Consider the following 14,705-nt stretch of genomic DNA (forward strand, 5'->3'; position numbering starts at 1 on the left):
GCGCAGACGGGGATGGATGCGCCATTCGACGGCTGCCGGACGCCCCAGTGTCTCCGAATAGAGTGGGGCGGTCCATTGATGCAGAACAGACGGATCCAGTGTATCATCCAGTCATCGAAGAATGGGAATATAAATGCCTCCACAGTGGAACTTCAAAAGCTCTCCGTAACTGATTAAAACGCAAACAAGGCTGCTAATCCCGGCAGCCTTGTTGGTTTATGTTACACGTTCTGCCGCATCCTGATCAGCAGCAAGTAGCAAAGTACGGAGCTGGAGGAGGTGACGGCGATCAAGATCGCGAGCGGCAGCGCGGATTCTCCGCCGCCGATTCCGGCGAGCGGCGAAGTAACCGCCCCGAACAGCAGCGACAATACACCCAGCAATGCAGCGGCACTGCCGGCGTTCTTACCCTGATTTTGCAGCGCCAGCGACGAGCTGGTCGGCCCCACTACTCCAACACTCGATACGATCAGAAAGAAAGCCGGCCATACTCCGGGGATCCCGGCACCGGTCAGCACCATGGCGAGCAGGAGGATCCCCCCTGAAGCCGCAATGACATAGCCGGCTACCAGAAGCTTGATTTCAGGCACTCTTCCCACCAGCCTGCCGATAACCTGCGAGGCAAGCACGAAGCCGAAGCCGTTGACGGCGAAGATGAGGCTGTACGTCTGCGGCGATACGCCGTAAATATTTTGCAGAACAAAAGAGGAACCGGACAAGTACGCAAAGAGTGCGGCGGTAACGAACCCGGAGGAAAGAGCAAAGCCCATGAACTCCCGGTCCCGGAACAGTGAGCCGAAAGTGGTCAGCGTCCGGCCGATACCCCCTGCGGACCTGCGGCTCGGAGGCAGAGTTTCCTTCAGCCCTAACAAAACGCTGAAGAACAGCAGTATCCCGACGATGCAAAGCACGACGAATACGCCACGCCATGACGTAAACCGCAGCAGTTGTCCCCCGATGATCGGCGCGATAATCGGCCCGGCCCCATTGACGACCATCAGCATCGTCATGAACTTGGTCATCTCCGTACCGGAAAACAGATCCCGCACTACCGCCCTGGAGACAACCATTCCCGCCGCTCCGGAGAAGCCCTGCAGCGCCCGCAGCCCGATCAGCCACCAAATGTTCGGGCTGAATGCGCACAGAAGCGAGCATACCGCATACACCGCCAGTCCGAGCAGCATGGGAGCCCTTCTTCCCTTGACGTCGCTAATCGGTCCTGCCAGTAAGTTGCCGAGAACAAGACCAACTAGGTAGAATGTTAAGCTGAGCTGCACATACGATTCCGTCGTCTGAAACTCGCTCACAACGGCGGGCAGCGCAGGTAAATACATATCGATGGTAAGCGGCCCCATCATCGCCAACGAGCCGAGAATCGCGACCAAGGTCGCCTTCGAGGGTTTGCTCACGTCGGCCGGGTCTTGTAGGGCTTCTTCCTTATTCATTGTTAACATACTCCTTTACTCCGATGTATAAGACGTAAGTAATGAGTGTAAACCATATCCGGCCAATTGCCTAGTTCCCTGTTCATCAACCCCGGAAACAAAATAATGACTTTCCTACAGTAAAGACCATGTCGGAGACACGGTCTTAAGTGCAATAATGCTATTTTTCATACAAATTAATTCGTCTCAGCATATGGCGGTTGTTGTCAAACAATATGATATTCCCGCGGGTATCCATACTAAATTTGGTTGGGCTTGTGAGACTGATTTCCGTTGAATTGCCCATGAAAAGGGGCTTATCCGCGTTCTGTGGCTCCGTATCATCATATGAGCCGGTTCCGGGATTCCAAAGCCCCCGCTGATAGGTTAACTGGTCCAGCATGACGTACGGTTCAATCTTACCATGGATATCTATGCGATAGAACCCTTGATGATCGTGTACATAAAAGCTGCCGTCTCTTGATGAAGCTTCCAGGATTTCTTCCAGGCTCACCGTAGCTACCTGTGTAATCGTATCGTTCGGTTGGATACGGAGAATACGCTTGTTCGCTTTATCGAGCAAATAAGTTTGTCCTTCCCATACCGTGGAAACGAGTTGGCTTAGCTTGGCTTCTCTAGGCATAAAGCTTGTTGTGACAGATTGATCTTTTCCAACAGTATATACCTTGTTCTGGTAGCTATTGCTGTAATATACCTTTCCATCACTAGTGGTTGAGAAAAAATTGAATTCACCGAATATATCTTCCTCTTTGGAATAAGTGATAAGCTCAACCTCTGGAACAACCTCGAAAAAAGCGAAGCTTACCGATTCGGATGAGATCCCCTGCTGTGTGACGTTAGCGTACGTGTATACTTTGTCCTTCAACTCATCATAATATAGTCTTTGCGGATTCAGCTCGAAATACAGCAGCTTCGATTCACCGTTTTTCTTAGTTGTGTAATTGAAATTGAATTTCTCGGTGAGCATGATGTGCGGGTTCAATTGCTTGCCCTCGGCCGACCGGTACATCGAAATGAGATGTCCGGTTGCTGACGAGCGGTCCCTACTGATATCCAGTGTATAGATGTTGTCATTCTTATCTACTGTAAGATCCAGAAATTCCTTTGCTGCCCTGTAGCTGATCGTATTGCCCATTACAATTGGAATAGTGCTGTACTGCGTGTCCCGCTCCGTTAAATTATCGACCGTAGGTCTGCTCAGCTTCTTTTTCGCGGGAACGAGGACGGGGGAGGATTTCTTTATGCTTGTGATCGTAATTACCTGCGAGTTGTTGTCGTAGGTCACCGTCTGCTGGAGACTTTCGCTAATGAAGCGAAGCGGCACCAAGGTCGTGCCCTTTATGATTGTGGCCGGTTGCTCCAATGAAAGGGAGACACCGTTCACACGTGCCTCGGAATGAGCCAACGTTAGCTGAATGGTTGTCGCATCCTTCTGTAGAGTAACCGTCTGTGTCAACTCATCCCATGACACCCTTGAGCCTAAAGCCTCCGCAATAAATCGTAATGGTACCATCGTAACACCATTTTGCAAGATGGGACTTGTTTCTAGTGTAACGGCATTCCCACGGACTTGAGCAGTTTGTTGATTTAATTTTAATGTAAGTACCGATGGAGCGTCGGGATTATTAAGGGCATGGGCATAGGAAGGCAGGAAACAACAAAGGGAAAGTCCTGCCAACAAGAATTTGCGGAATCGTTTGGTTTTCTTCATTAGAATCTCCCGTGTTTACGTAATATTACCAGTTTACTAGGAGAAGTGCCAAACTGCAATTTCTAAATCAGCACTGATTCGGATCCTGATGGGTCTTATATATGCTAAAAAAACAGCGGCACCCTTGGACCGAGATATCAAAGTCCAAGACTGCCACTGGATTATTGCGTAAGCCTCTCGTTGATATGCGCGCGCAAACCGAGCAACCAACCCGCTTCTACTGGGTGCTCGGTCATCGTCAGCGGCCGGTCGGGCAGCCTGACCATATTTGGAGCGAAAGCCGTGCTCTTGCATTCCGAGGGAGCCACTCTTTTCCTCGCTAAGCCTTACAGACCATCAACAGATTGCCGTCCGGATCGCGGAAGGCGAACCAGTGATCGTACTCGATTTCGGTGACGAGCTCTGCGCCCTGCTCCTTCATATACTTATACGAGGCAGCGAGATCGTCCGTCAGCAGCATGAAGCCCGGGGTTTGGAATGTCGGCGGACCGCCGGGCTCTTTACCGCCCCACATCGGCATTGTATCCAAAATGAGTCCAGACCCTTCAACAGGAATCGAACACAGATGACCGTTCGTTATACGAACGGATTCGACGGGAATCCCTAAAATCCGGCAATACCAATCCCTAGCCTTCTCGATATCGCTGACTGGAACGAATGCCGCACCCGTCCGTTTCAAGAGCGGCGTACGCCTAGGCTGCTCCTCCCGATTCGCCTTGGCTTCCGGTTGTCCCTCCGTTCTGTAGCGCTTGAGCAAAGCGGAAACATCGATGCCGTCAATCGTCAGTCCTTCGATGTTGCACCCTTCGATGCGAACGCCGCTGAGATCGGACAAAGATATCGTGCTGCCCGTCAGCTCGCACATCTCGAATCGAAGCGGACGCTGTCGCCCCTGATCTTCCCGGTAGGCCGGGTGCCCTTTCGGCGGCAGGCCGATATTGTGGATATAAGCCCCACCTAGCTGAGCCCCGTCGATTTCCAGGTCTGACAGGTTGGCATCGGTGATGAAAGTCCTCGACATATTGACGTCCTTGAAATGCGCTCCGCTCAAATCCGCGCATGCAACACGGAAATTGGGCAGCGAAACGTTGCGGAACGATACTTCCTCCGCACGGCAATTTTCGAACTCCGCTCCTGTAAGGCTGGAATTCCGTACCACGACTTTTTGCTTGTTCTCCCGCTGATCGATAATCTCCATTTCTTCTCCTCCTTCAATAACTCGTGGACTAGTAGGCTGACAAGCGGTTGACGTCGCATTCATCGGACATTGCACTCCAACAAAAATTTCATTTTGGTGGGTAGAACGGCAACAAACTGTATCATCTTGCGGCATATGCGATGTCATATGCGAATATATATTCGCAATAACAATTTCTACGCAAACCAATTTTTTCCTTCCGTTCATATGTAAAATATTTTTCCGCCACTCGGGATTGCTTAATTCCGTCCCGCCCTTTTGTAATTAACGACAGAAGGAGCAGCTGCCGCGGCAATCTGCTCCCTGGATCAAATATCGGTAACCTAGGCAATCTCTATCACCGTTTCCAACCAGCTTCGGCATGCCGCAGTCCAGCTTTGCACCGGACCTTTGGTCGTCCCCATGCCAAAACCGTGTTGTCCCGCTCTATACGCATGCAGCTCGGCGGGGACGCGTGCTTTTCGCAATGCAAGATAGAAGTTGACACTGTGTTCTGCCGGGGTTATCGTGTCATCGTCAGCAACCATAATAAATGATGTTGGCGTATCTTTAGTAACCAATTCATCGGTACTGTATTTCTTCAACACTTCCATAATTGGAGTCGAGCGGTCCCGTCCGTCGTTTGTGTTCCAACCCCTCAAGGAAATACAAGGATAACATAAAACCAGAAAGTCGGGCTTTGCACTGATTTGATCCACTGAATCGATAGGTTCATAGATTGTTCTGTCGTAACAGGTACCTAGAGCAGAAGCGAGATGACCGCCCGCAGAAAATCCCATCACTCCTACTTTTGCAGGGTTGATCCCATATTGAGAGGCCATGCTGCGCACTAGCCTGACGGCTCTTTGCCCATCCTGCAAAGGAACATCGAGCGCCTGTTCATGTCCGTCGCCCGGCATTCTGTGTTTTAGAACAAACGCTGTGACACCGAAGGAATTCAGCCATTCTGCGATATCTGTGCCTTCCAGATTAAACACCTGTCTACGGTAGGCTCCCCCTGGTATTACAATAACGGCAGCTCCGTTAGGCTTTTCCGGGATAAAGGGAATGAGCGACGGTGCAGTTACTCCCTTAATCACCCTTTTATAGGTATGCTCCCAAGGCTCTTCAAAAATGATCTCTTCCATGTGTACTTTCTCGGATCCCGGGGCCTTGCCCGGGAACAAAAAGATTTCATTTTCCATGAATCATCACCATCCTGCCTAAATCATAACATTTCGTCAGGACTATGGCCAAGGATAGTATTTGATACAGTCTTGGTCAAACAGACGTTAGATACCACAGATGAAGCGTGGTTTGCTTCGAACTGGACTCTCCGATGCGGCAATACGATTATAGCAATTCAGCCTAAGGCGGCTGCGGTTAAAAGCCCATCTTGATCCATCCGCTTTCCTGATCGATGATAGGTTCTCGCGAGAATCCCCCGGTAGCTTCCCACCATGCTACGGCCCGTTGCCGGAGCTCCGCACGCTGCTCCTCTATCTGAGGCTGCCCAGCGATATTCCGAACCTCGTCCGGATCGTTCACCAAATCATACATTTCCTCGAGGTTCTCCTCAAGATAATATACATATTTATACCTCGAGGTCTGAATGCCAACCATCGGATGGCGTCCCCAATAAGCCTTATAGTGTTCGAAGAACACATGCTCCCCCGTAAGAGGCTCCGACCGCTCCATAACCGGCAGCAGTGAACCTCCTTCACATTCCTCCGGCAATGGAATGCCCGCTGCATCGAGCAATGTACCGGTAACCGCTGCGGTCGAGACGAGATCGGGGATGACCTTCCGTTTGGATTGCACCCACGGCACATATACGATCATGGGCACATTATATAGCTCTTTGTAAGGAAGTACGCCCTTCAGACGCAGCCGGTGGGCCCCCTGCATATCCCCATGATCACTAGTGAACAGAATCGCCGTATGCTCCATCATTCCCTTTTCCTCCAGCCTATCCAGCAATCGTCCGAGGTAGGTGTCCATAAGCGCAACCAAGCTGCGATACCGTTGAGCGTCCCGGCGTACCAGCTCCTCCGTCAGCTCCGACTCCCCTTTGGAGGAACGCTCCCGCTGAAACGGCGGCTTCCCCGACAGATCGTCGGAGTAGAATGTGTTCGGAACCGGCATCTGCTCCAGCGGGTATTGTTCCGCGAAGCGTTCGATTAGCTCGAAGGGCTTGTCAACCGGCGTATCCGGATGCGGCATATACCAATTCAGCTTAAGGAAGAACGGCTTGCTCCCGCAATAATCGTCCAAATAATTTAGCGCTTGCGTCGTCGAAATTGCATCCTTATTGCTGTGGAACCGCGGATCATCGTTGGCTCCGCCCAGCTCAAGTCCATCTAGTCGGTAATCCGTTACGGCGAAGTCGTGATCAGCCGGCGATAAGCCTAAATGCCATTTGCCGAAATACGCCGTCTCATAGCCGGCCTTGTTAAATTCCTTGGCAATCCCCCAACCCTTGGGATCCAGTGTATGACCGATCTGATAGACCCCTACTTGATGCGGGAATTTTCCGGTCATCCAGCTCGCCCTCGAAGGCGAGCATTGCGCCGAGGTGCTGATTGCCCCGGTGAAGAGTACGGAGCGATCAACCAGACGATCGAGATTCGGTGTATGATAGCTTGGATCCATACAGCTCATCGCATCGATCCGCTGCTGATCGGTAGAGATCATAATAACGTTTTTCACTCGTTACGCCCCCTAATTTCTTAAGATAAATAGAACGGTTCATAGAAGCTTTGCACAATCACTCTGCTGCATCCGCCGCTACTCGAAACCCGATATTTCCCGATGAGCTATCGGGTGTATTCGACGTACGAGCAGCTACACGATATCGATTGCAATAGGACTTATGGCATAAATAAGAGCCTCCGCGCATCACCTTTGACTCCCCGTGACCCGGCCCTTTCGGATTCACGGCTACATCCTTACGGTGAAAGTCTCTGCTGAACCAATCGGCACACCACTCCCACACATTCCCGGCCATTTGATACAGACCATACCCGTTCGGAGGAAACGCATGAACAGGCGCGGTGCCGATGTATCCGTCGCCGGCGTTGTTTTTCTCCGGGAACTTGCCTTGAAAAATGTTGCACATATGCATTCCACTCGGTTTCAGAAGGTCACCCCAGGGATATTTCTTTTGCACAAGCCCGCCTCGTGCCGCATACTCCCACTCCGCCTCTGTCAGCAGTCGAGTGCCCGACCATTTGCAATATGCCCTAGCATCATTCCAGGATATGTGCACAACCGGATGATCCGGCCGATCCTCCATGGTAGAGTCCGGTCCCTCCGGCCGTCTCCAAGAAGCTCCTTCAACGTTCCACCACCAAGGTGTGCCTTGGGACACCTGAGTAACCTTGGCAGCCGCAGTAGCGAGCAGGTGGAACACGAACGACCAGCCGTATCTCTCCGCATCCGTCACATAATCCGTCGCTTCTACGAAGCTCATAAACTGTGCGTTCGTCACCGTATACGGGCTAATAGAAAAAGGGTGTACCGTAACACTGCGGATGGGCCCTTCTCCGTCCGAGGGGAAGCCCTCTTCGTCCTCAGTGCCCATCAGGAAGGTCCCCCCCGGCAGCCTAACCATATCTAAGATTTCTGCGGATTTGCTCCTAGATGAGAAGAATGTCTCCTGCTTACCAATGGTAGTTACATTGCTCGTTCTGGATATGGAGCAGCAGGACCTTTTTTCCATATGAACCAACCCTCCTCCATTATCTTAGCTGTACACAGCAATCCCTGTGAGCCCTGAGATCATGATGACGAAGAACGGATGCATCTTGAATCTCAAAAGCGCCAGCAAGGAGCAGGCGAAGAAAAGCATGGCGACGAGCGTCGCCCCGTTCAGCTCGCCGATGATATGGTTACTGATAGCAAAGCGGACGGCTCCATAGAAGATTAATCCCGTAACTATCGGCCTAAGTCCGTAAAATGCAGATTGAACCCATCGGTTGCGGTCGATCTTGCTGAAAAAAAGCCCTGCGAGAATCACAATAAGTAACGATGGAAGCACCATACCCGCTGCAGCGAAGATGGCTCCCGGCAGCTTCGCGACCTGGTAACCCACAAAGATCGCGCTGTTCGTTCCAATCGGACCGGGAGACATGCCTGCTACCGCAATGACGTCGGTAAAATCCTGTATGGTCATCCAGCCATGCGCGGTCACCTGCCGTTCGATGACAGGTATCATGGCATAGCCTCCACCAAAGGAGACGAACCCGATCATGAGAAATGTGATAAATAGCTCCCAATACATCATAGGAAGCAGCTCCTTTCGCCTAGATGCCGTCGCCAACGTAATAATCCGTATATTTATATCGTGGTGCTCCAGCCTCCTCCGTATGCTCTTCATCGTCTAGGGGCACCTTCATACCCAGTCTGTTCTTCAAAACGACGAGTCCTATTCCAAGCAAAGCGCCTGCTACGATTATGAGGATCGGGTTCATATGTCCGAACAGCATAGCGATCACCGTACCCATCACAATCATAAGCGTTGTTTTGTCCAGAACGGCAGTCTTGCCGATTTTGATGCCCGCATAGACGATTAAGGCGACGGTAGTTGCACGTATGCCCTGGAAGGCAGCCACGATCTTGGGATGATGCTGCACCTGCAAGAAGAGGATACACAAGGCGATAACAATAAGAAAGGTCGGAAGCAGCACCCCGGTCATTGCAGCGAGAGCACCGGGAATTCCTGCAATGCGGAAGCCGACGAAGGAGGCCGAATTAATTGCGATAGCGCCAGGAATCGACTCGGATATAGCGAAGATGTCCGCAATATCCTTGTTTTTGACCCACTTACGCTTCTCCACGACCTCACGCTCAATCAACGGTATCATCGCATAACCTCCGCCGAAGGTAACAGGACCAATCTTGAAGAAGGACCAGAAGATCTGTCCAAGCAGCAGCCAGGATATGGGTTTCATGCTCTGGCCTCCCTTATTCCACCACCGGAAGCGCCGTAGCCTCCTTAGGCACTGGCCACCGCTCCGGCTCGGCCACATCAACGATGTATCCCCACTTGGACAACAGCCGATGATGCTCTACCTTGGCGGTATGCTTCTCAACAATCGCCGGGATATTCCACGATTGATACAATGTGTCACGGAGTGACTGTGCGATATCGGTACGATCGGCGGCCAAATTGTTCAACTCACAAGGGTCGGCGCTCAGGTCGAACAGCATATCATGAGAATCGAGTGCTGCATACGAAACGTACTTCCACTGCCTCCAACGAAGCATTCTGCCCGGCACCGGCTTGCCGTCCACATTCGCCATGCATTCACTGATAACATAACGATCGGACTCAGGTCCTCCGGCAATCAGCGGCTTCAGACTGATCCCATCCGGTCTGGGCGGTGTATCTGCACCGGCGAATTCGCACAGCGTGGGACCAAGGTCCATGATGCTGACCGGCTGCGAGACGCGGCGACCTGCGATGACCCCATGACCGGAGATCATCATCGGGATCGCAGCCGAGCCCTCGTAGAAGGTGCTCTTTCCGAGAAGTCGCTGTTCTCCCGCCTGCTCCCCGTGATCGGACATATACACGAACACCCCTGGCCGCCCGCTTCGCTTGAGATACTCCCGCCACGCGCTTCGCACCTCGCCGAGCTGCCCATCAATCGTCTCGATCATACCGAGGTACGCAGCCCGAACCTTGATCAGGTTCTCCTCGTTCAGCGCTTGGAACTGTTCGTGCAGCTCCTGCAGTGCAGGGTGCCCGTTCTCCCGGTAGAACGAATCCGGGACTCCGGCAACCGGCTTGTAATGCTGATAAAGTTCCGGCGGCGCCACGAACGAATGATGGGGGCCGTAGGTGCCGACAACAATACATTGCGGCTTGTGATGCTCCTGCTGCAGGTACTCCAGGGCAGCCCTGATGACGGCCTTATCGTACTCCAGCACGGGAGAGGTGCCTCCGCCGACGATCTTCAGGCTCTGGTTCGCCATCGTGCCGACGTAGGGTCCGAGATCCTTACGGTGCGGTCCGTAGCGTCCCCAATAGAGAGGCGTCATCTCCCCCATTATCCGCCTTGTGAAGCCATGGCGCTGGTCATCTCCGAGAAAATGCATCCGACCGCACAGCACAGTCTCATAACCCGCAGCGGCAATACCATGGAGGAACGTCGCCTGATCACCGCCGAGGGCGCCGTTGTTATCGTAAACGCCGGTTTTTTCCGGCAGCTGTCCGGTCAGCATGGATATGCGGGAAGGGACGCACAGGGGACATGACGTATATGCAGCCTCGAACACCGTTCCTTCCTCCGCTAACTGGTCCATATGCGGCGTCCGTACCGTATCATGGCCGACGTAGCCTGCATATTTAGCATGGTGCTGATCACTCAGAAAGACAAGAATATCGGGGCTCTGGTTCATCTTCATATCTCCTTTTTAATGTTATACCTATTCGTCTGCTTACCCTTGCTTACCCTTGCTTACCCCTTGACCGAACCCATCAGCATTCCCTTGTTAAAGTACTTTTGCAGGAAAGGATAAACTACCAGGAGCGGCACTGCGGTAATCAGGACCGCTGCCATCTTCACCGCCGGAGTATAAGAGTAGCCCCCCGCATCATCGGACATGCCGGAATCGGTCTCGATCAGCATTTGACGCAGGAACACCTGAAGCGGCATGTCTTGTGAGTTATTTAGGAACAATATGGCATAGAAGTAAGTATTCCAGTTGTGAACCGCGTAAAACAGGGTGAACGTCGCCACAGCAGGCATGGACAATGGCATGACGATTTGCCAGAACAATCTCAGCTCCGAGCAGCCGTCGATCCGTGCCGATTCCTCCAGCTCCCCGGGTATATTCTGAAAGAAGCTGCGCATTACGATAAGGTTAAACGGTGCGATCGCGCTGGTCAGATACAGTGCCCAATAGCTGTTAAGCAGCCCAAGCTCCTTAACGACCAGGTAGGTTGGGATCATCCCCCCGGCGAAGATCATCGTGAAGAGCACCATAAAGTTCATCGTACGACGCCCGCGCAGCCAGCTCTTGGAAAGTCCATAGGCCATTAGGCTCGTCAGCAGAATGTTAATGGCAGTACCGGTAACCGTAATGGTAACCGCATTGCCGAAAGCGGTCTTGAAGTCTGCATTGCTTAACAAATAGCCGTAAGCCTCGATCGACCATTCATGCGGGAAGATGAAGAATCCGCGGGACATAATCTCATGCTCCGTTGCGAAGGAGCTGGAGATGACATAGATGAAAGGGACTGCGATGATAAGGAGTGACAAAACCATAATCCCATAAATGAGGGAGCTGAATACAGGATCCTTTCCGCGTGCGTCGAATGCGTTCATACTAATATACCCCCTCTTCTCCAATTTTCTTGGAGAGCTTGTTGGCGAGCAGAATCAGGGTCAGACCTATCGCCGATTTGAACAAACCTACGGCAGTGGTGAAGCTGAACTCCCCTTGCAATACGCCGGCCCGGTACACATACGTATCGAACACGTCGGAAACGGAAAGGTTCAGGGAATTTTGCATCAGATAAATATGTTCGAAGCCGATATCCATGACATGTCCCAATCTGAGAATAAACAAGATGATAATGGTTGCACGCAGCGCCGGGAGCGTAATATACCATAGCTGCTTCCACCGATTTGCTCCATCTACGACAGCTGCTTCGTACAGCGTCGGGTCAACGGAGGCCAGCGCCGCTAGGAAGATGACCGCGTTCCAGCCAGCTTCCTTCCAGATGCTCTGCAGGATATATACAATACGGAAGTAATCCGGGTCGGTCATCAGTTCAATTCGCTCAAAGCCGGCATTGGCGAGACCCTTGTTGATGGCACCGTCCTGCGTGGCGAAGAGGATGACCGTAATCCCTACAACAACCACCCACGACAGGAAGTGCGGCATGTAGACGGCGGTTTGGACGAATTTCTTGAACCAGGCGATACGAACTTCGTTCAAGACAACCGCGATCAGGATCGGAGCCGGGAAAAACAAGAACAGGTTCAGCGCACTCAGAATCAGTGTGTTGCTCAATAGGGACCAAAAGTCCGGCTCACTGAACAATCGCTGGAAATGGGCGAAGCCAACCCACTCACTGCCAGTGAAGCCCGCGAACGGACTAAAGTCCTGAAATGCAATAATGATGCCTCCCATTGGCAAGTATCGGAAGATTAAGAAAAATAATAACCCTGGCAAGATCATGAAGTATAGAGGCATCCCCCGCTTCCACTCCTTCCAGGCTGCGCTGCGCTTCACCTGCGCCTTAGGTCGGACAAGCTCGACTGTCGATTCTGCTCGCATAATTGTTCCCTCCTGTAGTGTCATTACCTTTGCTATGTCCTCATCATAAGCGCAGTAGCCGATTTCGTCGTTACACAATCCTCTGATTTCTAAACCTCCAGCTGCGCTATAACATTTCAGTCCCCGCTCGAATGATAACAGACATAAAAAAGAAGCCGCTTCGATAGGCAGCTATCAAGGCGGCTTTATTGCGTCTGAATCTTGTGTTAATCTAAAAATCCTTAGTAACCCCAGCCACACGGTTTCGTGAGGTTTTGTTTCACTCGCTGCGATAGTGCAGCGGGATCCGGATCGATACGACGGTTCCTCGTCCCGGGAACGAATCCAGCTTCAGTCCGTAGCCCTCGCCGTATTTCAACAACAGCCGCGCATGGACATTCACAACGCCAAGCGATTCACTGCGAATAAATTCCTGCTCGTTCGCGTGTTCCGATATCAGCTTCAGGTGTTCCTCTATTACCGCAAGCTTCTCTTCCGGAACACCGTCGCCATTATCTGCAATCTCAATCACAAGATCATCCTTATCGTCGTATGCGCTGATCAGGATCGCCGCATCTCCGGCCCTTGGCTCCACCGCGTATTTCACAGCATTTTCCACAAGCGGCTGCACAGACAGCTTGACGAGCAAGCAATTATGGAATTTCGGATTCACGGTGATGCGGCTAATGAACTTTTTAGGAAAACGAATATGCGTAATCTCGAGATATTTTTCAAGGATGGAGAGCTCCTCCTTCAGCGTAACCTCGTTGTCCGATATCTTGGCGGTATACCGGTACACATCAGCCAAATTTCCGGCCATGCTCACAACCAGATCGTCGTTATTAAGGTATCCGATGCTCTTAATAACATCCAGTGAATTGTACAGAAGATGCGGATTGATCTGATTCTGCAGCGCTTGAATATAGGCTTCCTTCTGCCTCAGTTTCATGTGCACCTCGCGAACCTTCAGATCCGATATCGTCTCCATTTGCTCATTCAGCTGGTCCACCATCTTATTGAAGCTGTAGTTCAGCTTCTGAAATTCGTTCTCGCCCTGCCGAATCTCTGTACGTGTCGAGTAATCACCCTGTGATACTCGGTTCATGTTGTACTTGAGATGCAGCACCGGCCGAACGAACAGATTCGATACCATCGGCACCACAAGAATGACCATCACTGCAATCAAAACAAAGGCAACCAACGTCGCATTCCGCGCTGAATACAGCCCGCTGGCCATCTCGTCGAACGGGACCATCGCTACGACGCGCCAACCGAGCACCTTGGAGCTGCTGGTGGAAACCAGCATTCGCTTGCCGTCCAGCTCCTGGATGCCGACTCCCCCCTCTGCAGGTACGGCCATCCGCCCTAGCGGCGTATCCCCGAGCTTGCGGCCGAGCCATTCCGACCTGGGATGATATACGATCGTATCCTCTGTCGAAAGAATCATGAATTGCCCCGATTCGCCCAAACGCGAGCGTTCCAAGGTGGCTTCAATCTCCTTCAGAGACAAATCCATGACGAAGAAGCCGACGGGCTCCAGCGTTGCATTGCTGTATACCGGATTCATCATCGAAATGACCGACATTCCCGATTGCTGCGGATAAGTGATCTTATGAGTAGGTACGAGCACCCGCTGCTCCGAAAACGGAATGGTATACCATGGCTCGGTCGTGTAGTCCGTAACTATGGATTGATAGGTTCGGGAGGAGAAGATTCGCTTGTCCAGAGAAATCAGGAAGATCCCCGTGATTTCATTGTAATTGAAGGATACATGGCGCCGCAGCAGCGATTCCATATCCTCTAAATCAAACGGGGTTAGCCCCTGATTCCCCTCATACCATCGCTGTATAAGCTCGTCCTTAAGCAGGGCTTTGGTCGTACGCGATAGCTGCTCGAAGTAAAATTCCAGATGGTGATGCAGCCGTTTCGTCGCCTCATCGGTCACGGTGTGGAAATCCTTTACAACCGCATTGCTGTAATTGATATGGGAGATCATGCCCATGAGCACCATCGACAGGAGACTGATCGCCAGGAACAATATAACCATGCTGACCTTGATCGGAAATCGATGCCAAAATTGTCTCATAAGTGCTACCTTCTT

At 51.9% G+C, this 14,705-nt stretch carries 12 protein-coding genes; all 12 read right to left on the reverse strand.

The genetic code is table 11. From position 1 onward, the window contains the following. Nucleotides 1–221: 221 nt before the first annotated feature. Nucleotides 222–1,445 carry a multidrug effflux MFS transporter gene (locus RAC89_RS25820; protein ID WP_306616611.1) on the reverse strand — a complete coding sequence of 408 codons (1,224 nt, stop codon included), beginning with the start codon at nucleotides 1,443–1,445 and terminating at the stop codon, nucleotides 222–224. Between the two features lie 160 nt (nucleotides 1,446–1,605). Then, nucleotides 1,606–3,156 carry a stalk domain-containing protein gene (locus RAC89_RS25825; RefSeq protein ID WP_306616612.1) on the reverse strand — a complete coding sequence of 517 codons (1,551 nt, stop codon included), beginning with the start codon at nucleotides 3,154–3,156 and terminating at the stop codon, nucleotides 1,606–1,608. A 319-nt stretch (nucleotides 3,157–3,475) separates the two neighbouring features. Beyond that, nucleotides 3,476–4,354: a pentapeptide repeat-containing protein gene (locus RAC89_RS25830; RefSeq protein ID WP_306616613.1), complete on the reverse strand. Its 879-nt coding sequence runs from the start codon at nucleotides 4,352–4,354 to the stop codon at nucleotides 3,476–3,478. A 323-nt stretch (nucleotides 4,355–4,677) separates the two neighbouring features. Next, nucleotides 4,678–5,538 (reverse strand): alpha/beta hydrolase, encoded by an 861-nt coding sequence (locus RAC89_RS25835; protein WP_306616614.1) that lies wholly within the window; start codon nucleotides 5,536–5,538, stop codon nucleotides 4,678–4,680. A gap of 178 nt (nucleotides 5,539–5,716) precedes the next feature. After that, on the reverse strand, nucleotides 5,717–7,042 hold the full coding sequence (locus RAC89_RS25840; RefSeq protein WP_306616615.1) for a sulfatase family protein: 1,326 nt from the start codon (nucleotides 7,040–7,042) through the stop codon (nucleotides 5,717–5,719). Nucleotides 7,043–7,100: 58 nt separating this feature from the next. Then, entirely contained in the window at nucleotides 7,101–8,054 is a 954-nt protein-coding gene (locus tag RAC89_RS25845) for a formylglycine-generating enzyme family protein (protein ID WP_373430062.1), read from the reverse strand. 24 nt (nucleotides 8,055–8,078) lie between these two features. Further along, entirely contained in the window at nucleotides 8,079–8,618 is a 540-nt protein-coding gene (locus RAC89_RS25850) for a chromate transporter (protein ID WP_306616616.1), read from the reverse strand. A gap of 19 nt (nucleotides 8,619–8,637) precedes the next feature. After that, nucleotides 8,638–9,285, reverse strand: coding sequence for a chromate transporter (locus tag RAC89_RS25855; protein WP_306616617.1), 648 nt, complete (start codon nucleotides 9,283–9,285; stop codon nucleotides 8,638–8,640). Nucleotides 9,286–9,298: 13 nt separating this feature from the next. Further along, nucleotides 9,299–10,738, reverse strand: a complete 1,440-nt coding sequence (locus tag RAC89_RS25860; RefSeq protein ID WP_306616618.1) for a sulfatase family protein — start codon at nucleotides 10,736–10,738, stop codon at nucleotides 9,299–9,301. Nucleotides 10,739–10,797: 59 nt separating this feature from the next. Then, entirely contained in the window at nucleotides 10,798–11,667 is an 870-nt protein-coding gene (locus tag RAC89_RS25865; RefSeq protein WP_306616619.1) for a carbohydrate ABC transporter permease, read from the reverse strand. A 1-nt stretch (nucleotide 11,668) separates the two neighbouring features. After that, nucleotides 11,669–12,625: an ABC transporter permease gene (locus RAC89_RS25870; RefSeq protein ID WP_306616620.1), complete on the reverse strand. Its 957-nt coding sequence runs from the start codon at nucleotides 12,623–12,625 to the stop codon at nucleotides 11,669–11,671. Between the two features lie 259 nt (nucleotides 12,626–12,884). Beyond that, a complete protein-coding gene (locus RAC89_RS25875) occupies nucleotides 12,885–14,690 on the reverse strand; it encodes a cache domain-containing sensor histidine kinase (protein ID WP_306616621.1) in 1,806 nt (601 codons plus the stop codon). Nucleotides 14,691–14,705 lie beyond the last annotated feature (15 nt).

Origin of the sequence: Paenibacillus sp. GD4 (assembly GCF_030846225.1) — a bacterium.
Classification (GTDB): domain Bacteria; phylum Bacillota; class Bacilli; order Paenibacillales; family NBRC-103111; genus Paenibacillus_G; species Paenibacillus_G silviterrae.

Bases quoted from the DNA above. Each gene is read 5' to 3' on its own strand.
- RAC89_RS25860 (WP_306616618.1), bottom strand. From the start codon at position 10,738: ATGAACCAGAGCCCCGATATTCTTGTCTTTCTGAGTGATCAGCACCAT.
- RAC89_RS25825 (WP_306616612.1), bottom strand. From the start codon at position 3,156: ATGAAGAAAACCAAACGATTCCGCAAATTCTTGTTGGCAGGACTTTCC.
- RAC89_RS25870 (WP_306616620.1), bottom strand. From the start codon at position 12,625: ATGCGAGCAGAATCGACAGTCGAGCTTGTCCGACCTAAGGCGCAGGTG.
- RAC89_RS25875 (WP_306616621.1), bottom strand. From the start codon at position 14,690: ATGAGACAATTTTGGCATCGATTTCCGATCAAGGTCAGCATGGTTATA.
- RAC89_RS25835 (WP_306616614.1), bottom strand. From the start codon at position 5,538: ATGGAAAATGAAATCTTTTTGTTCCCGGGCAAGGCCCCGGGATCCGAG.
- RAC89_RS25830 (WP_306616613.1), bottom strand. From the start codon at position 4,354: ATGGAGATTATCGATCAGCGGGAGAACAAGCAAAAAGTCGTGGTACGG.
- RAC89_RS25865 (WP_306616619.1), bottom strand. From the start codon at position 11,667: ATGAACGCATTCGACGCACGCGGAAAGGATCCTGTATTCAGCTCCCTC.
- RAC89_RS25855 (WP_306616617.1), bottom strand. From the start codon at position 9,285: ATGAAACCCATATCCTGGCTGCTGCTTGGACAGATCTTCTGGTCCTTC.
- RAC89_RS25820 (WP_306616611.1), bottom strand. From the start codon at position 1,445: ATGAATAAGGAAGAAGCCCTACAAGACCCGGCCGACGTGAGCAAACCC.
- RAC89_RS25850 (WP_306616616.1), bottom strand. From the start codon at position 8,618: ATGATGTATTGGGAGCTATTTATCACATTTCTCATGATCGGGTTCGTC.
- RAC89_RS25845 (WP_373430062.1), bottom strand. From the start codon at position 8,054: ATGGAAAAAAGGTCCTGCTGCTCCATATCCAGAACGAGCAATGTAACT.